Origin of the sequence: Candidatus Cardinium hertigii, from assembly GCF_050864915.1 — a bacterium.
In the GTDB taxonomy this organism is placed as follows: domain Bacteria; phylum Bacteroidota; class Bacteroidia; order Cytophagales; family Amoebophilaceae; genus Cardinium; species Cardinium hertigii_D.
In genome coordinates this window covers 101025-119403 of record NZ_JBOZWY010000002.1, presented here as the reverse complement: position 1 = coordinate 119403, position 18379 = coordinate 101025, and the positions used below count along the sequence as shown (strand labels likewise).

Below are 18379 nucleotides of genomic sequence, written 5' to 3'. Positions count from 1 at the left end.
ATAGCAATCAAGCCCTAATCCTCTATTCAGTTTATCTAGCGTACTCCATCTCTCTATGGTTGCCCGCTATGTCCATCCATTTAAAACCAGTAAATTTGTACCAATTTAAACAGATGGTTTGGTTTTATAATCAAACCGAATAAGTAATAAAAAACTGATTAACATGTGCTCCAGTATTAAAGTAATCCATATGCCATTGAGATGCCAATTATATTTTATAACCAAGCTATAGCAAATACCTACTCTTAGGAGTTTGGTAAACATGTTTAATAAAAATAAAAAAGCATCATCATGCAAACCACGTAACATACTACTACCCCAATAGTACATACTGTAAAATAATTGGAAAAAGCATAAATATGTAATCAGTTGACTTACTAAAGTCTTTACTGCATCAACAGGTTTATACAGTCCAATAATATAGGGACTAATGGTGCATAACATTAGTCCCACTATTATGGAAATAATAGCGATCATAGAACAGGCCATAAATCCTACTTTTCTTATGAAATAGTCATTCTTTGGATGATGCTGTTGGGTCACCAGTATCGAACCATACTGTCCTAAACCAATTGCAAAAATGGTCATTAGTTGGGAAATATTGAATAAGATCGTATGTGTTGCTTGTGCTTCGATACTGATCGAACCTGCTATAATGGCTATAAAAAGCAGATAAGCCCCCTCTACCGCAAATTGGAGTCCGACTGGCCAACTGAGCCACCCTATTTTTCTAAAATATCGCCATGATATTTGGCTTACATTTAGATCCATTATATGGTGATTTTGTATTGGCTTATAAAGCAAATACAGTGTGCCTGCTACCGCTGTAACTGTTTCTGAAAGCACAATGGCAATAGCTGCTCCATTCAACCCAAACATTGGGAAACCACATTGCCCATAAATCAATATAAAATTAAATATTAAATTGGTAATCAGTGTGAAAAAATTTAAAAGAAGTGGAATGTTTCCATTAGCCTGCCCTTCCAAGTAGCGTTTGATTATACTATTTATAGCACAGGGTATAAGTGAAATAGATATGATTCGTAAATAAGGGCTTCCTAAGGTAGCTATTTCTGGAGATGGGCTAATATAGGTTAAATGGTAAGAAAGTAAGATGAGTACTATACTAAAAATAAGTGCAAAAAAAGTATTGAGTAATAGACCATGATTGAAAATTTTTTTAATCTGATTGTGTTTTTTTTTACGTTTTGTATGGGCCACTAGTAGAGATATACTCATAGCCATACCTGTGTTAAATTTTTTAAAAATATTAAATAATGTATGGGCAAAAACGGCAGAGACCGCATCCGTAACACCCACTCGACTGACCATAATCGTATTAATTGCTTCAATGGTCAGCACATTTAGATTACTACATATAATGGGATAGCTACCTATAAGGTAAGCGCCCATTAGCCTTCTGTCAATAGATGAAAAAGGTGAAGACATAGCTAAGACCCGCTAAAAAATTAGACTAAAAGATTGAAATGTATATAGGTAGGGCAGAGGACAGGCCAATGTTTATAGATACATACAAAACGTGTATTAGAGTAAAAAGTATAAAAATTTTTAAAATCATATATATTTGCGCGTATAGCACGCATAAAAATGGAATCCATGGCTTTTGCTACGGGATTCAGTTTATCGCACTTTATCCGAATTTATAAAGGAGTTGCAACAAAAGCAACTGCAATAAAGGGGTAATATCAAGAATTTAGAAAAATTCTAACGTTTATGTAGTTAATTTAATTCGATTGATGTATACAAGGCTGCTTTGGGAAAGAGTTCGTTCGTAATGTTACGGGAAATTTCGTTGTTTCTTACAGGTTTCATGCCAAATCTTCCAGCCATTCCTCCGTTAACCGAAGCCAAAAACTGATAATGGGAAGCATAGGCTAAGTTAGTATAGACCTTAGTATCCTTGTCTATATCCAATGATGGGTCATGCATATAAATCATATTTCCATCCACCAAAACACTCATAAAACCAGTTCTGTCTTTGCCACTTTTGCAACTAAATAAAACGGACGAAGTAGGAGTTTTTTCGCCTAGTACGGCTTTGCATGCAATATAATTTGACGCAATAGTGGCATAGTAATTATTATGTAATTGTGTAACGTTATGGATAAATGTATTTTCGTAATCAGCGTTTTTAGTAGCTTCTTTTAATAGGTTTAATTTGCTAAAGTAGCGTTTATCTTTTGGGTTTTTTACCTTTTCTATTTCTTTTTGCCGATCTTTTTTATTACCCTCTTTGAAAACTTTGCATAGTCCTTGATAATGAGGTTTATCTTTATTTTTTTTAGGGTTGTAAAAATGGATACTTTCTTCTATAAGTTTATCGACGTGAGGCCTAAAAATAGGCGTTGTCAAAGTACCCAATTCATTGATCGGTATATACATAAATTGGTTATCACCTACTACACGACGCGTTCCTTCTACAATAGGTTTTTCTCCACCTAGTGTAGGCGGAAGTAGATTGTGATTTAAAGAGATGACTTCTATGTTTTTAATAGATTGTTGAATTTGTTCCCAGTTATCTTTCGTAATGGTTTCATCTTTCCATTGGGTAGGTGAAACCAATGCGCCACTATGGTAATAGCGGCCTAGCGTAGTAGGGTTATTATGTTGATCATAAGTTAGAATCCTTTTTTGATAACTATTTCTACATCCTGGAATATTTCGAATTTGGGTTGGGATATAATGGTTGCCCTCTAAAAATTTGTCAATGTAACCATCAATTAACTTTTGTTCAAATGGCTCTAAACGGTTATACCAGTTGGCGCATTTTCTGTTTCTAAATGCCGATTTCTGTTTTTCTGTTAACTGCAACCATTTTCTATCCTCTAAGCCAAATTTTTTATCATTTATCTTGAATACAGTCGTAACGTTGTAATGCGTATCATCCAATCCAACATAATTTTCTGCTAATCTTAATTTTGTATTTATAGAGTCCCCCTCTTCGTTTGGAAGCACGATTTGATGTAGTTTCGATACAACTTTTTTATTTATATTCTTTAGCGCTTCTATCCAAAAATTTTCTGTTTCTTTTTCATCATACTTATAGTGTTCCATAAATGTATGGGCCATTCTTTCAAATGGGGCACTATTTTTCTCATATAATTCGCATATTTTTTTTGCAGCACGATATATATTTATGATTTGCACCGCATAGTCTTCTGCAGCATATAGACCATCACTTTTGTCTATTACTTCTCGTATCAAGTTATCACCGGATAAATGCCATCTAATCCCTCTTTTTGCATCTGCTACTTTACGCAGTATTTCAATAGTAGTTTTAAAATCAAAGTCTGTATCGTTCTTTTTATGATGGACTGACTTTGACAGTTGTTCTATTTGCTTATTTTTAGGCTCATTGCCAGGTATAGGTTTGTGATTAGCAATTTTAATTATAGGTGGTGTTAGATCAGACCGGTTATTGCTTGTATAACAGCTGCGAAAAGCTGATAAAAATACCATTAGATGGCCCAAAAGCATATTGTGTTTAGCATAGACCATTTTTAACGATATATTGAATGAATTAGATAGGCGACTATACATCAATGGTATTGATTTTAAATTATAAAAACAAATATAATCCATTATGTCATAAGATATGTCTCATATATTGTATACACCATCCATTAACTTTGGTGCCATCTTACTTTTTTCGTATAATACTGATTTATCTACCTTTTTCTTATTTTATTTCTTTCTTTAGCACCTTTTTTTATGTATGTCATTTAAACTTGTATCACCTTATCAACCTGCAGGCGATCAGCCAAAGGCCATTTTAGAACTTGTATCACACATCAACCGTGGCGTAGCTAGTCAAGTACTGATGGGTGTTACAGGATCTGGTAAAACCTTTACGATAGCCAATACGGTTGCAGCCTTAAATAGACCTACACTAGTGATCAGCCATAATAAAACATTGGCTGCACAATTGTATAGCGAGTTGCGTGCTTTTTTTCCCCATAATGCCGTTGAGTATTTTGTATCCTACTATGATTACTATCAACCAGAAGTCTATTTACCAGCTAGTGGTATCTATATAGAAAAAGAATTGGCCATTAATGATGAATTAGAACGATTGCGCCTTAGTGCGGTAGCTGCTTTATTAAGCGACCGAAGAGATGTGATTGTAGTCGCCTCTGTTTCTTGTATTTATGGACTTGGTGCGCCCGCATCCTTCAAGGATAATAGCCATTTATTTAGGGTAGGCTCCCAATTGTCGCGCAATGATCTTTTGAAACATTTTGTAGAGATGCTCTATAGTCGGGACGATAGTGCATTTAAACGGGGCCGTTTCCGTGTAATGGGTGATACGATTGATTTATTTCTCGCCTATGCCGATTATGGCTATCGTTTTATCTTTTGGGGAGATGAACTAGAAACCATCCATCTCATAGATCCAGCTTCTGGTAGAAAGACAAAAGAGCTCCAAGAAGCATTTGTTTTTCCCGCTAATCTATTTGTGATGGGCAAAGATGTGTTAGATGGTGCGGTAAGCAAGATCCAACAAGATCTACATATACAGGTCAACTATTTTAATCAGATCGGTAAGTTTGAAGAAGCCAAACGGCTACAGGAAAGAACTGAACTAGACTTGGAAATGCTTCGAGAGTTAGGCTATTGTACCGGCATTGAAAATTATTCGCGTTATATAGATGGTCGGTCCGTTGGAGCGCGCCCTTTCTGTTTGCTAGACTATTTTCCTAAAGACTACTTAATGGTTATAGATGAAAGCCACGTTACCATTCCCCAATTCAGGGCTATGGCAGGAGGGGATAGGGCTAGAAAAATCAATTTGGTAGCACATGGTTTTAGGTTGCCATCTGCTATGGATAATCGGCCATTGCATTTTAATGAATTTGAACAACTGATCCACCAAGTCATTTTTGTTAGTGCAACCCCTGCTGATTATGAACTAGAGCATGCGCGTGGCCTAGTGATAGAGCAAATTATACGGCCAACAGGGTTGCTAGATCCCGAAATAGAGGTCCGTCCTACGCTCCATCAAATGTACGATATTTTAGAAGCAATCCATCAAGTTGTAAAAAAAGAGGAACGGGTATTGATTACCACCCTTACCAAACGTATGGCAGAAGAACTGACCGATTACTTAGTCCATGCCCATATCCGTTGCCGGTATATCCATTCTGAAATCAAAACATTAGACCGTGTGACCCTATTAAATGGCTTACGCAATGCTGCTTTTGATGTGTTGGTCGGGGTAAATTTGCTACGGGAAGGGTTAGACCTGCCACAGGTCTCCTTAATGGTTATTTTAGATGCAGATAAAGAAGGATTTTTGCGCAATGCGCGTTCACTGATTCAAACCATAGGCAGGGTGGCACGTCATACACAAGGGCGTGTCCTGATGTATGCAGATAAGATTACCCCATCTATGGAACAAGCAATAGGCGAAACCCAGCGCAGACGTGCTTTACAAATGGAGTATAATGCACAACATCAAATTACCCCTAGCCCTGTATCCCAAAAACAAGCCACTATAGATTTAGAGGATCAAATGCTACCCCCGTTTATGGAAGTAGCCAATGATGATAGCGCTTTCCCTGTGGTTGTTGCCGATGGTGCGATCCCTTATGGAAAAAAAGAAACCATAGAAGCGCGTATCCAGGCATTAGAAAATAAAATGTACCAAGCCGCAGAAGCGTTACAATTTTTAGAAGCAGACCGACTAAAAGAAATGGTAGAAAATTTAAAAAAACAGCAGAATGCCCAATAAAAATATTTTGTTCTCTTAATTTTTTTTGGTACCATTAAGTATGGGCTTGTAGCAACAAGGAGGGTGGATACAAAAGCCACTGCAGGATCTGCTATGCTATAGGATAAGGCTCATTACCTGTCGCTTTCTACATAGGCGTTACTATTTAGAATAGCAGACAAAGGGTTTGCACAGTTGTTGCACCCGCCATCACAGAACTACTCATGTTGCTATTATAGCACCCAACCTATTAAAATCCAATATAGGCTTGTCCATATCAACTGCTTTTAGGGTACTTTACCTTATTTGAGCGGTTCAAATGGAGGATTGGTAGATAGCAAAACCTATCATAAAATTGGCTTACGTTAGCTTTACGGGCTAGCTTTAGAAGCTTTGAAAGGAATAATTCATAAAGTATAGATAACTAAAAATAAAAAACAACCATGGCTTACAAATTTAATAAACTTAAATGTATAAAGAAAGGGCTAAGAGGTCCAAATATACTTTTCCCAGCTGCTTATTTTTTATTTAGTGCAGAGGTCTGTACAGGAAGAGGTATAAACAAACCAGGCGACCGAATGCAGCAGGTATTGCTAACCTCATTGCCAGTCAACCCAGTTGATCAACTAGATATGAAAAAAAATTTAGAGGAATCTGAAAGCAATACAGAGGAATTAGAAGCAGTTGAGTCAGTTGATCCAAACGATAAGGTAGGAGAAGATTTAGAGGAATCTGAAAGCAATACAGAGGAATTAGAAGCAGCTGAGTCAGTTGATCCAAACGATAAGGTAGGAGAAGATTTAGAGGAATCTGAAAGCAAGGAGCTAGAATCAGTTGAGTCAGTTGATCAACCAAATACGATAAAAGAAGCGCTAGATAAATCAAAAAGTAATCCAGGTCAATCGGTCAATCTTGGTCAAACAGAGAAACCTGTAGTATCAGGTGATCCAGTTGCAGCGGAAGGAACTCAATCAACCGAATCATTATCAGGCAATCAGGCAAAGCCAAAGAATGTATCATCTCCGCAGTCTACACAAACTGGTCAAGTTCCTCCACCTCCTGCATTTCCTGAAAAGTCAGATTCACAGCAAGCTTTTCTACATTCGCGAGATGTGAAAAATGGTTCTAACCATAATGGTCGATCAGCTGGTATACAACCTAAGAAAGATCCTTCTAAATCAGCTGGTGAACAATCTGAGAAAGATCCTACTAAAATTGGTAATGCCATAAATGAACATCCCCTTTTTAAGAGGAAAAAAAAACAAAATAATCCTTCAAACCAAGCTATTATTAATTCTTCCAATCAGTCTCAAAAATCTGATTATAAAGCAGAAAGTAATAGTGATAGTAATCACAACAATAGGAATACGCCTATGCCGATTATTAAAAAAGAATCATCTGATCAGTCCGTCTCTCAAACGGCAGAGTGCGGCTCCGCAGATAGACTTGTAGAGAATTCTCCTCTACCATTGGATGCTGCATCGAATTTGGATGCTGCATCGAATAATGTAAATCAGGATTCATCAGTAAGTCGACACGTCGTTATCGATATGAGTTCTATATCCGAGCAAGCGGCAACCTAAAAATTCTGGATCTCAGCAAACAGTACAACCGCAGGTAAATCAACAAGAAAACCAGAAATAAGTAACTAAAGCGGAGATAATAAAAAAGACACTTTGGTATAGGTTTTTCTTATGCTGGGGATGGTAGTGGTGTTAGCTATCAGAATAAATACAATGATTTATACAGCAGTTAAAGTAGGGTGCTGACCTATTTTACTACCTAGTGGCTGTGCGCAAAGATTCCAAAATTTCTTTGCCATTTGTCACTAGGTTTTAAGGCTAATTTTTTGTTGGATTCATTTATAAGTAAGCTTTTTTTGTTCAGTCAGATTCGATATGGTTGAATAGGTCGGTAATGCATCTAGAGGTATGCTTTATCTATTTCAATAAACTAAATTAACACGCGCAACTTTTTCATCAGGGCTTGATTTTTTGGCTGCTTTTTTATCAAGAAAAAAGTAGTATACAAAAGGAGACGCTATTGAACCCTATAAAACAATTAAAAAACCATGGCCTATAAATTTAATACACTTAAATCTATTAAGCAAGCGTTAATAGCTCCCAATATACTTTTTCCAGCCGCTTATCTTTTATTTAGTGCAGAGGTTTGTACTAGAACGCCTAAGTACCAACCAATCCGGAATAGCGCCAATGCATCTCTGTTACCATTGACAGCCAAGCCAGTTGTCCAACTGAATGCAATAGAAGGGCTGGAGACATCTACAGGTAATGGAGATCGATTAGAAGCAGCTAAGCCAGTTTCTCACCTGGATGAAATAGAAAGTTTAGAGCCATCTACAGGTAATACAGATGAGTTAGAAGCAGTTAAGCCAGTTGCTGACCTAAATCCAGATGTAGTCCCATCTGTAGGTAATGGAGATGGGTTAGAAGCAGTCAATCCAGTTGTTCAACCAGAGGTAGAAGAAAGTCTATCTGGATCAGAAGCTAATACAGATGGGTTAAAAGCAGATCGTGCTAATCTTGCTTGTCAGACTCGAACGGATGGGCATAAACCAGAAAGGGATAGTGATTGTAATCAAGTCAGTCAGTGTGCTGGTCCATTGTCTCAAAATAGGTCTCTTGCACCCTCTACGAAACCAAAAAAAAACAGATTTTTTAATAAAGATCCTGAAGTTAAAATTTTTGAAGTAGAAGAAGAAATAGAAGAATCGCAAGAAGAAACAGCAACAGAACAAAAACTGGTACAACCACTAGTAGAAGCAGAAAGACCATCTTCTAATAGATCTGAAAATAAAAAACCTTTTTATAAAAATATTATAAAGAATGTAAAAAAACCATTCAAAAATATTCTATTGAAAAACAAGCAGGGGAGTCCAAAGGGACAAAGTAGTGTCCACTCAGATATACCTGTTGATCATCTATCAGAAAATCGTAGGGATTCTAATCAGATGAGTCAATCCCCTGAATTATTTTCTCAACATAAGGAGGATGACAGAGTGGATAGGTCTTTTACACCCTCTACGAAACCGAAAAAAAAAGTATTTTTTAATGAAGATCCTGAAGTTAAAATTTTTGAAGTGGAAGAAAAAATAGAAGAATGGCAAGAAGAAACAGCAACAGAACAAAAACTGGTACAACCACTAGTAGAAGCAGCAAAAGCATCTTCGGCTCAACCGATCGGTGATGATGCAACCAAAGAGGCTCAGGAAAACAGTAAAGGGTTTCAGGAGTTAGATGAAGCCTTAATTTTTCTACGGTCATTAGTAGATGATAGATCAGTGGATCAAAGTATGGAGCATGATACAACAAAAGATGATCAGGAACAGAAGCTTAAGCAGGATATGGAAAATATGCTAAATGATTGCACAATCTATCTGGAACAAAATTAAAATTTTATAAGAATAGCAAATAGTTATTCAAACGTAGAGCAAATTTTCGTAATAAATCCGTTGGAAGTTTTTATAACTAGTAGGCGCGTTGAAAAAGGTTGTGATAAGGAACTGGGTCCTTTAAGCTGATTAGAAAATTAGCTTGACTGGCTTTGCAGGATGGATTCTGATTTTCCAGTTTGAAGGATCCACTGGCCGCAACTTTTTTCATCAGCGCTTGATTTTTTGGCTACTTTTTTATCAGGAAAAAAGTAGTATATAAAACGAGATGCTATTGAACTTTATAAAACAATTTAAAAAATAAAAAACAACTATGCCCTACAAGTTTAATACACTTAAATCTATAAAAAAAGGGCTAATAGCTCCTAATATACTTTTCCCAGCCGCTTATCTTTTATTTAGTGCAGAGGTCTGTACCGGGTCTCTTAAAAATAAACGAAGCAGCCAGAGCGCCAATGCGCCTCTGTTATCATTGGCAGCCAAGCCAGTCGATCAACTGAATACAATAGAAGAGTTATCTCAATTTGAAGATAATCCATATTGGTCCGCTGAATGGTTATCTCTAAATCCGTGTACTCGATTCTCACCAGCACCAGTAGAAGGGCTACCAGAAGTAGAAGAAGGAACAACAAAAGTACCAGTAGAAAAACCAGTACAAGCACCAGCAGAACGAGCAAAAGAAAGATCAGCAGAAGAAGTAACAGTAGAACCATCAGCAGCAGTAGAAGAAAAACTAATAAAACAAGTAGCAGCATCAACACCATCTCTTGAGAGGGGTCAGGAATTTGATGGGGTTAATGATAGTGGTAAAACGATAGGAAGTAAGCCTACATTCAACTGTATAAATATAAAGCCGCGCAAGTATATAGAGCTGTCCCTTGCTAACTATTTTCCAACATTCTCCCCAATATCAAATGGTTTAGTAGTTCTGGATCCATCAACAGATAATAGGTCAGTGGATCAAGCGATGGAGAACGATGCAACAAAATATGATCAAGAACAGAAGATTATTCAGGAGATGAATGATAGGGTAAGTAATTGAGCAGTCTATGCAAACAGTCAGAACATTCGAGTAGAAAATTAAAACTTTATAAAAACAGCAAATAGTTATTCAAACGTAGAGCAAGTTTTCTTAATAAACCCGTTGGAATTTTCTATAAATAGTACGCGCATTGAAAAAAGTTGTGATTTGGCTACTTTTTTATCAAGAAAAAAGTAGCATACAATCAGAAGACACTAATTGAGCTATCTGAAACAGCTATTTATAAAAAACAAAAACAACTATGGCAAGCAAGCATAATAAATATAAGTTTATTACACAAGGACTAGTGGGTCCAAATATACTATTTCCAGCCGTTTATCTTTTATTTAGTGCAGAGATTTGTACCTCTTCTCCTAAAGATAAACCAAGGAACGGAATAGGTAATCGATATGTAGCAACACCTCAAGTCAATCAAATGAATAAGATAGAAGAGATCAACGACTCTGAAGGTGAGGCAAATGATTTCAGCCAATTACATGAAGTAGAAGATGATCTAGCAATAGATTCCGCACACGATGATGAATCGTTTGATGCAGATACAGATACAACTATTGGTCTTCTAAAACCATTAGAACAGCTTGGTAAAGGTGAAACTAAATCATCCTCTGTGACTACCACTGATACAGATATAACTACTCCTTCTGTAGAACCATCAGAAGATTCTGTTGCTAAAGATGAATCAAAGGCATCCGTAGTGGATACAACATCTAAGGAGGAGCAGAAGAAAGAGGGCTCTACTAGAGGTGTTGATAATCTTAGACCATCACCTGATGTTTTGGTAAAAGATGCATGTTCTGAGATACCTATAGATTCGAAAGTGCCACCGAAACGTCCGGAATGTAGAGGTAGTAAATCAAAATCTAGATCTATCACTAGCCTTAATCAAAGTTCTGATCATATACCGAATCTTTTACAGACACTTTCAGATACAAATAAATTAGTTATATCGCCGCCACTAAATTCGGAAGTAAAACCGCAACCTCCCAAACTTAGACGTGATAAATCAACTTTGCCAGTGATAGTCGAAAAAGATAGTTCAAATAGTAGGTTATCTTCAAATCAGTCTAGTGATGGGAATACCTTTGTTCCACCACCTCCGCCTCTGTTGCCTAAAGAAGATAATAGTCGACCATCTTCAAAATCATCTCTACCTTCATCGTCTCCAGAAATCGATAAAAATAATCGTACTGTAGATAAAAATGAATCAGATGGTAGTCCAAATCAAGTTCCTCCCGCAGATCTGCTAAAACAGATTCGAGAGGGTATTGAGCTTAAGAAGCTATCAAAAGAAGAATTTGCAAAAAAACCTCAAGATAATCGTTCAGAGATGCTAAAACAGATTCGAAGCGGTTTTGAGCTTAGGAAGGTAGAAAAAAAACCTGAACAGAAACCTTTGAATACCACGGAGCATAACGACGTTGCGTCTATATTGGCAAGAAGAGTTGTAGTAGAGGTTTCTGACTCTGAATCAGGTTCAGAGTCAGAATCAGAGTCTGGTAGTAGTTGGGGAGATGATGACTCAAACGATTCTCTATCCCCCAAATAAAGTTACCAACCTACTTCTACCATCCAGTGGTCGTGTGCAAAGCTTCCAATATTTTTTTGCCACCGGCCACTAGGTTGAGTTGTTTGACAGTTTCTAGATCAGCCCATAGGTAATCGGTATGTTCGTGATTCAGCAGAATGGCATAGTCTGATGGCTGTGCCTTAGGCAATACCACTTTAAATAAGTGGAGTAGGTAATCCTGTTTGGGGTTAAAGATGCGGATACAAATGGCTTGGATAAAATTAGTTGCTTCTGGTAGTAGTAAGATATCTGTTTCTTCTTTTATTTCTCTTACTACTGCTTGAAGAGGCGTTTCATTTTTTTCTAATTTTCCACCCGGCATGCACCATCGGTTCCCTACAGTAGCGCCATCATTTTTTTGCAATAGTAAGATTTTTCCATTGCATACCATATAACATATCGCTACTGATTTAGTAGGGTTAAAGTTGTCTATGTGCAATGGGTCAAATGCAAACTTACCCCCTTTAAATAATACTACTTTCATCTTAATGTAGTTGGTTAGTTGGAATAAATAGCTGCTTGTACATACCGGTAATCTTACCTTTCAAGCAGTGCTGTAACAGTTATTTATCAATAGACTCCAGCCATCAATAGTCTTGGTTTTGCTAGGCCAACATCTTCAGGAGTAGCGCCACTGTTTCCTTTAATTTCCGTCTATCTACAATCATATCCAAGAAGCCATGTGCCAATAAAAATTCTGCAGTTTGAAAACCTTTCGGCAATGATTTGCCAACGGTTTCTCGAATCACACGTGGACCTGCAAAGCCAATGAGCGCTCCTGGTTCTGCGATATTAATGTCCCCTAGCATCGCGTAGGAGGCGCTTACTCCACCTGTAGTTGGGTCGGTTAGCAGCGAGATATAAGGAATTTTAGCATCGGCCAATTGGCGTAATTTTGCAGCTGTTTTGGCCATTTGCATCAGGGAAAAGCTGCCTTCCATCATCCGTGCACCACCTGATTTAGAGATAATCAGTAGCGGGGTCTGATGCGCCAAACAGTAGTTGACCAATTGGGCTATTTTTTCACCTACTACACTACCCATCGAGCCCCCAATAAATTTAAAATCCATACAGGCAATGGCAAGGGGTAGGGTGTGGATCTTACCATAAGCTGTTCGTACGGCGTCTGTTAAACCGGTTTCCGTTTCTGTCTGTTTTAATCGTTCGGTATAAGACCTATTGTCTATAAAGTGGAGTGGGTCAACCGATCGGAAGTTTGCATTCAGCTCTGTAAAATTCTTTGCGTCAAACAGAATCGAAAAGTATTCCTTTGAACCAATCGGTAAATGGTGGCCATCATCGGGCACCACTTGTAAATTTTCTTCTAATACTTTGCTTTGTATAATCTTTCCTTTTGGTGTTTTCACCCAAAGGCCATCAGGCGACTCTTTTTTGGCAGAACTAGGGGTTAGGATTCCTTTCTTTTTGCGCTTAAACCAGCTTAGATTATCGTTTATTAAACTCATAGATTTATATAATAGATGGTAATGGCATCGAGGACGGTTAAACTTTTATCGATTTTCAGGACGCATTTGTGGAAAAAATAATACATCTTGAATAGATGGTACATTGGTCATGATCATCGTTAACCGATCTATCCCTATGCCAATACCTACGGTTGGGGGCATTCCATAGCGCAAAGCTTTTAAAAAATCGTGGTCTACCAGCATCGCTTCTTCATCACCCCGTTCGCCTAGTTTACGTTGTTCCTCTAATCTTTTCTGTTGATCAATAGGATCGTTTAACTCAGAAAAAGCATTGCAGATTTCTTTACCTGCGCATATTACCTCAAATCGTTCTGTTAAAGCTGGATTGGTGCGATGTCGTTTCGCCAAAGGAGACATTTCAACGGGGTAGTCGGTTATAATGGTAGGTTGAATAAGATGTGGTTCACATTTCGCGCCAAAAATTTCATCTATAATTTTACCTTTGGCAAAGTTATCTGCTATATCTATAGCCAATTGATGTGCCACTCTGCGCAAGGCCGCCTCATCCATATGGCTTACATCATGTCCTGTAAAATGGTGAATTGCCTCAAACATCGTAAACCGTTTCCATGGCCGTTGAAAATTAATCAAATCTGTACCAAACGGAACCGTTGTAGTGTCATGTAGGGCTAGTGCGACTCCTTCTAACAATTCTTCTACATAGTCCATCATCCAGATGTAGTCTTTATAGGCCACATAAAGTTCTACTTGGGTAAATTCTGGATTGTGGAAGCGGGACATGCCTTCGTTTCTAAAATCTTTTGCAAATTCGTAGACTCCCTCATAGCCCCCAATAATTAACCGCTTTAAATAAAGCTCATTAGAGATCCGTAAATATAAGGGGATATCTAGGGTATGATGGTGTGTGATAAAGGGGCGTGCGGATGCGCCTCCATAAATGGGTTGTAGGATAGGGGTTTCCACTTCTAGATATCCTTTACCGTTCAAGGAGGCTTTGATCGTGTGGATCAACTTAGCCCGTTGTTCAAATACCTTGCGTACTGTTGGATTCACGATTAAGTCCACATATCTTTGACGATACCGTTGTGCAGGATCTGTAAAGGCATCATATACTTTTGCCCCTTCTTTGGTCGATACTTCTTTGACAATCGGTAGAGGGGTAAGTGCCTTGGTTAACAACCGAAGATGGGTCACATGCACCGCTATGGCACCCACTTGTGTCGTAAATACAAAACCTTGGATTTCAATGATGTCACCTATATCTAGTAATTTCTTAAAGAAGGTATTATAGTCGCTTTTATCTTCTCCTGGACAAATGGAATCTCGTTGTACATAAAGTTGAATCCGTCCACTTGCATCTTGCAATTCTACAAACGAAGCCCCTCCCATAATTCTACGTCCCATAATCCGGCCTGCCAGTACGACATGGCTATAGCTTGCTTTGTCTGCTTCTTTGTAATCCGCAAGAATAGTAGCTGCTTTGGCATTGATGGGGTGAACGGAAGCTGGATAGGGATTGATGCCCATAGATTCTAAACGCTCTTTTTTTTGTGTTCGAATGGTGGCTTGTTCACTCAGTTCCTGCATGGCTTTGGTAAAATAAAGGTAAAATATATGGCTATGCAATAGCCCTGGCCATTTTGGCCATCATAATTTATCTATCTAATTTACACTTTATTTTTATAAATTCTTCTGCAGCCTCACTACTATTTTAATCTATATAATTAGTCTGTATCCGCCTTTAGCGCTACTAAAAAAGAACGTAAGCGACGCAGTCGTTGTACCACTTCTCCTGCTGTAATGGTCGAGGCCATACCGTGCTTTTGAATTACTTTACGTGCCCCTGCTAAGCTATATCCTTTTTCTTTAACCAGCGTATAAATATACTGCAGCTGAGCGATATCTTTTTCTTGATAGCGTCTGGCACCTTTGCTATTTTTATGAGGCTGAAGGATCCCACTAAAAGCTTTTTCCCAAAAACGTATTAAAGAAGGTGCTACCCCAAAGTGACAGGCTACCTCCTGAATGGTCCAATACTTTTTTCCCATATCATTACTATGATAAAGTCCTTAGCCGTAAGCAATCGCTAAAAGTTTGAACAAAGGGCTTGTGTTTGATGGGCTGATTGCTTACGAACTTCCTCATATTCATCCGCAGTAAGTTCTCCTACAAAATATTGTATTGGATTTACACGTTTCCCATTGCAGTAGACCTCATAGTGGAGGTGGGGCGCCGTTGAATCGCCTGAATTGCCAACGGTACCAATTTGCTGCCCTCTAGTGATGCGTTGCCGTTCTTTAATCATAATCGTCTGCATATGGGCATAGTGCGTTTTAAAGCCATTGCCATGTTCAATGAGTAGATGGTGGCCATATCCTTTTTTATCTTTTTTGATCCATTTGATATATCCATCTGCAGCGGCATAAATGGGTGTATGGATAGGTGCGGAAAAATCAACTCCTTCATGCATTTTAAATATTTTATAAATTGGATGGAGGCGTCTACCAAAATGAGCAGATATTCTTTTCAGATCTTTTTTAGAAACAGGTGGGAAAGTAGGCGTAGAAGCAAATTTAGCCATTTTCTGTTTTGCAAGGCTGATGATTTGATCATAGGATTTATTTTGAATGGCCAGTTGGCTGGCCAACTGATCTACTTTAGATAATGTTTGTGCAATTAATGTATCTTTCCCTAAGTGGGCATATTTGTTAACTCCTCCAATCCCCGCATTGCGTTCTGTAGCAGAAAGCGAGGCTGTATTCAATAAAACTCTATAAAGGTCATCGTCTCGTTGTTGCAAAGTCGCTAAGAGTGCCGTACTACTTTCTATCTTTTTTTGTACGACATCGTAATAAGCTTTAAGCCTTTCATTGGCTTGCCACAGTGCTGCTTCCTTAGGAGAAGGAACATGATCTTGATAGTACCGCACCATACCGGCGGCCAATAGTACTGAAAAAAATAAAAAAGAAAAAGTACGTAAAATAAAGGTTGATACAGAGGGACGCACAGGCTCATAGCTGCAAGTAGCAGGGTTATAATAATACTTGGTTTTAAGCATAAAAAATATATAATGATGAAATATATAGACCCAGGCTATTTGAATTTAAAAAAAACTACTAAGACAATCAACTATTATTGGGTTTTAAAAGGGCAGTAGGAGGGGACATAACAGACTATTATCAGCAGGTGTAATATAAAAAAGCGACTTTCTAAAAATAAACTAGAAAGTCGCTTCCAAGAGAAAAAAATAACCAAGCAATACTATTTTACCTCTTCAAACTCCGCATCCGTCACATTGCCACTGTCTTGATTACCATTTTTTTGCTCCATAGTAGGATCAGGTGCTTCTTGAGTACCTTGCGACTTTTGGGAGACTTTAGCCATTACCTCACTCCAAACTTTGTTAACCTGTTCTAATGCACGATCAATAGCTGCCACATCTTTTTCTGCATGTGCTTTTTTCAAATCGGCTAAAGCAGGTTCTATTTGCTTTTTATCTGCTTCTTCTACTTTATCACCCAATTCCTTGAGTTGTTTTTCTATTTCAAATATAAATGAATCTGCTTTGTTTATTTTTTCTATTTGCTCTTTTTCTGCTTTATCTGCCGCTTCGTTGCGTTCTGCTTCTTCTTTCATCCGTTTGATTTCATCTTCCGTTAAACCAGATGAAGCTTCAATACGAATTTTTTGTTCTTTTCCCGTTCCTCTATCTTTTGCCGAAACATGCAATATACCATTGGCATCTACATCAAAAGCAACTTCAATTTGTGGTACGCCTTTGGGAGCAGGTGGTATGTCAGATAAATGAAACTGTCCAATGGTACGGTTGTGTTTGGCCATAGGTCTATTGCCTTGTAGCACATGCACCATAACGGAGGATTGATTGTCTGAAGCAGTAGAAAAAACTTCTGACTTTCTAGCCGGAATAGTAGTATTGGCTTCAATCAATTTGGTAAAAACACCCCCTAAAGTTTCAATACCTAGTGATAGTGGAATCACATCCAGCAATAAAACATCCTTAACTTCTCCTGTTAAGACGCCTCCTTGAATAGCTGCTCCTACTGCTACCACTTCATCAGGATTCACACCTTTAGAAGGTTTTTTACCAAAAAAACGGGCTACTTCTTCTTGAATCTTTGGTATACGGGTAGAGCCACCGACTAAAATAACCTCATGAATTTTGTTATATGGATCAACAATATCGCCAAAAGCATCTTGTAAAGCTTGCTTACAAGGATCAAGCGTACGTTTTACCAAGTCATCTACCAGTTTTTCAAACTGCGCCCTAGATAGCTGCTTTACCAAGTGTTTAGGGACCCCATCAATAGCTGTAATATAGGGTAGATTGATCTCGGTAGTGGTTGCACTAGAAAGTTCTATTTTGGCTTTTTCAGCAGCCTCCCTGAGGCGCTGTAGCGCAGTTGGGTCTTTTCTTAGATTAATTCCTTCTTCTTTTTGAAAATTATCTGCTAGCCAGTCGGTTATTTTTTGGTCAAAGTCATCTCCGCCTAAATGGATATCGCCGTTGGTAGATTTAACCTCAAAAACGCCATCACCTAGTTCTAAAATAGAAATATCAAAAGTACCCCCCCCTAAGTCAAATACCGCAATGGTGATATCTTTATTTTTTTTGTCCAAACCATAGGCCAATGCTGCAGCCGTTGGTTCATTAATAATCCGTTTTACCGTCAAACCAGCTATTTCACCTGCTTCCTTAGTGGCTTGTCGTTCTGCATCGTTAAAATAGGCAGGGACCGTAATAACCGCCTCTGTAACGGTCGTACCTAGGTAGTCTTCCGCGGCACTTTTCATTTTTTGCAAGATGATAGCAGAAATTTCTTGCGGTGTATAGAGCCGATCACCAATCCGCACACGGACGGTGTTGTTGGCTCCGCTTTCTACCTTATAAGCCACTTCATTTAGCTCATTGGCTACACTGCTGTATCCCTTACCCATAAAACGCTTGATCGAGCTTATGGTATTGTGCGGGTTGATAATGGCCTGACGTTTGGCAGGATCACCTACTTTGCGTTCACCCTGTCCACCATTTAAGAAAGCTACTACCGATGGAGTAGTTCTTTTGCCTTCGTTATTAGGAATGACCACTGGCTCGTTGCCTTCCATAACGGCAACACAGGAGTTAGTGGTTCCTAAATCAATTCCAATTATTTTTCCCATG

The 18379-nt window shown here is 38.2% G+C and carries 13 protein-coding genes; 5 read left to right on the top strand and 8 right to left on the bottom strand.

Translation table 11 applies throughout. The annotated features are described in order from the left end of the window. Positions 1-105: 105 nt before the first annotated feature. Together ACRRVD_RS01695 and ACRRVD_RS01690 are read right to left on the bottom strand one after the other, a co-directional pair. On the bottom strand, positions 106-1449 hold the full coding sequence (locus ACRRVD_RS01695) for an MATE family efflux transporter (protein WP_432461441.1): 1344 nt from the start codon (positions 1447-1449) through the stop codon (positions 106-108). A 291-nt stretch (positions 1450-1740) separates the two neighbouring features. After that, complete coding sequence (locus ACRRVD_RS01690) at positions 1741-3561, bottom strand: tyrosine-protein phosphatase (RefSeq protein ID WP_432461440.1); 1821 nt, start codon at positions 3559-3561, stop codon at positions 1741-1743. Between the two features lie 175 nt (positions 3562-3736). Here ACRRVD_RS01690 and uvrB point away from each other — a divergent pair, with 175 nt between their 5' ends. From uvrB to ACRRVD_RS01665, 5 genes are all read left to right on the top strand, one after another. After that, complete coding sequence (uvrB, locus tag ACRRVD_RS01685) at positions 3737-5752, top strand: excinuclease ABC subunit UvrB (RefSeq protein ID WP_432461439.1); 2016 nt, start codon at positions 3737-3739, stop codon at positions 5750-5752. Between the two features lie 422 nt (positions 5753-6174). Then, positions 6175-7314 (top strand): hypothetical protein, encoded by a 1140-nt coding sequence (locus ACRRVD_RS01680; RefSeq protein ID WP_432461438.1) that lies wholly within the window; start codon positions 6175-6177, stop codon positions 7312-7314. Positions 7315-7802: 488 nt separating this feature from the next. Then, positions 7803-9143, top strand: a complete 1341-nt coding sequence (locus tag ACRRVD_RS01675) for a hypothetical protein (protein ID WP_432461437.1) — start codon at positions 7803-7805, stop codon at positions 9141-9143. Between the two features lie 313 nt (positions 9144-9456). After that, the gene (locus ACRRVD_RS01670; RefSeq protein WP_432461436.1) at positions 9457-10185 is read left to right on the top strand and encodes a hypothetical protein; all 729 of its coding nucleotides are present in this window, start codon (positions 9457-9459) and stop codon (positions 10183-10185) included. Positions 10186-10426: 241 nt separating this feature from the next. Next, a complete protein-coding gene (locus tag ACRRVD_RS01665; protein WP_432461435.1) occupies positions 10427-11731 on the top strand; it encodes a WH2 domain-containing protein in 1305 nt (434 codons plus the stop codon). A 16-nt stretch (positions 11732-11747) separates the two neighbouring features. Here the strand turns inward: ACRRVD_RS01665 and ACRRVD_RS01660 are convergent, their stop codons facing one another. The 6 genes from ACRRVD_RS01660 to dnaK all read right to left on the bottom strand — a co-directional run bounded on the left by ACRRVD_RS01660 (position 11748) and on the right by dnaK (position 18378). Beyond that, entirely contained in the window at positions 11748-12236 is a 489-nt protein-coding gene (locus tag ACRRVD_RS01660; RefSeq protein WP_432461434.1) for an NUDIX domain-containing protein, read from the bottom strand. A 121-nt stretch (positions 12237-12357) separates the two neighbouring features. Beyond that, entirely contained in the window at positions 12358-13218 is an 861-nt protein-coding gene (accD, locus tag ACRRVD_RS01655) for an acetyl-CoA carboxylase, carboxyltransferase subunit beta (protein ID WP_432461433.1), read from the bottom strand. A gap of 45 nt (positions 13219-13263) precedes the next feature. Beyond that, a complete protein-coding gene (gene lysS / locus ACRRVD_RS01650; protein ID WP_432461432.1) occupies positions 13264-14787 on the bottom strand; it encodes a lysine--tRNA ligase in 1524 nt (507 codons plus the stop codon). Between the two features lie 137 nt (positions 14788-14924). Further along, a complete protein-coding gene (locus ACRRVD_RS01645) occupies positions 14925-15248 on the bottom strand; it encodes a MerR family transcriptional regulator (RefSeq protein ID WP_432461431.1) in 324 nt (107 codons plus the stop codon). A gap of 38 nt (positions 15249-15286) precedes the next feature. Next, on the bottom strand, positions 15287-16258 hold the full coding sequence (locus tag ACRRVD_RS01640; RefSeq protein ID WP_432461430.1) for a M23 family metallopeptidase: 972 nt from the start codon (positions 16256-16258) through the stop codon (positions 15287-15289). 203 nt (positions 16259-16461) lie between these two features. Further along, complete coding sequence (gene dnaK / locus ACRRVD_RS01635; protein WP_432461429.1) at positions 16462-18378, bottom strand: molecular chaperone DnaK; 1917 nt, start codon at positions 18376-18378, stop codon at positions 16462-16464. Position 18379: the final 1 nt, after the last annotated feature.

Excerpts from the sequence above, each read along its gene's own strand:
- ACRRVD_RS01695 (WP_432461441.1), bottom strand. The coding sequence starts at position 1,449 with ATGTCTTCACCTTTTTCATCTATTGACAGAAGGCTAATGGGCGCTTAC.
- ACRRVD_RS01690 (WP_432461440.1), bottom strand. The coding sequence starts at position 3,561 with ATGTATAGTCGCCTATCTAATTCATTCAATATATCGTTAAAAATGGTC.
- uvrB (WP_432461439.1), top strand. The coding sequence starts at position 3,737 with ATGTCATTTAAACTTGTATCACCTTATCAACCTGCAGGCGATCAGCCA.
- ACRRVD_RS01680 (WP_432461438.1), top strand. The coding sequence starts at position 6,175 with ATGGCTTACAAATTTAATAAACTTAAATGTATAAAGAAAGGGCTAAGA.
- ACRRVD_RS01675 (WP_432461437.1), top strand. The coding sequence starts at position 7,803 with ATGGCCTATAAATTTAATACACTTAAATCTATTAAGCAAGCGTTAATA.
- ACRRVD_RS01670 (WP_432461436.1), top strand. The coding sequence starts at position 9,457 with ATGCCCTACAAGTTTAATACACTTAAATCTATAAAAAAAGGGCTAATA.
- ACRRVD_RS01665 (WP_432461435.1), top strand. The coding sequence starts at position 10,427 with ATGGCAAGCAAGCATAATAAATATAAGTTTATTACACAAGGACTAGTG.
- ACRRVD_RS01660 (WP_432461434.1), bottom strand. The coding sequence starts at position 12,236 with ATGAAAGTAGTATTATTTAAAGGGGGTAAGTTTGCATTTGACCCATTG.
- accD (WP_432461433.1), bottom strand. The coding sequence starts at position 13,218 with ATGAGTTTAATAAACGATAATCTAAGCTGGTTTAAGCGCAAAAAGAAA.
- lysS (WP_432461432.1), bottom strand. The coding sequence starts at position 14,787 with ATGCAGGAACTGAGTGAACAAGCCACCATTCGAACACAAAAAAAAGAG.
- ACRRVD_RS01645 (WP_432461431.1), bottom strand. The coding sequence starts at position 15,248 with ATGGGAAAAAAGTATTGGACCATTCAGGAGGTAGCCTGTCACTTTGGG.
- ACRRVD_RS01640 (WP_432461430.1), bottom strand. The coding sequence starts at position 16,258 with ATGCTTAAAACCAAGTATTATTATAACCCTGCTACTTGCAGCTATGAG.
- dnaK (WP_432461429.1), bottom strand. The coding sequence starts at position 18,378 with ATGGGAAAAATAATTGGAATTGATTTAGGAACCACTAACTCCTGTGTT.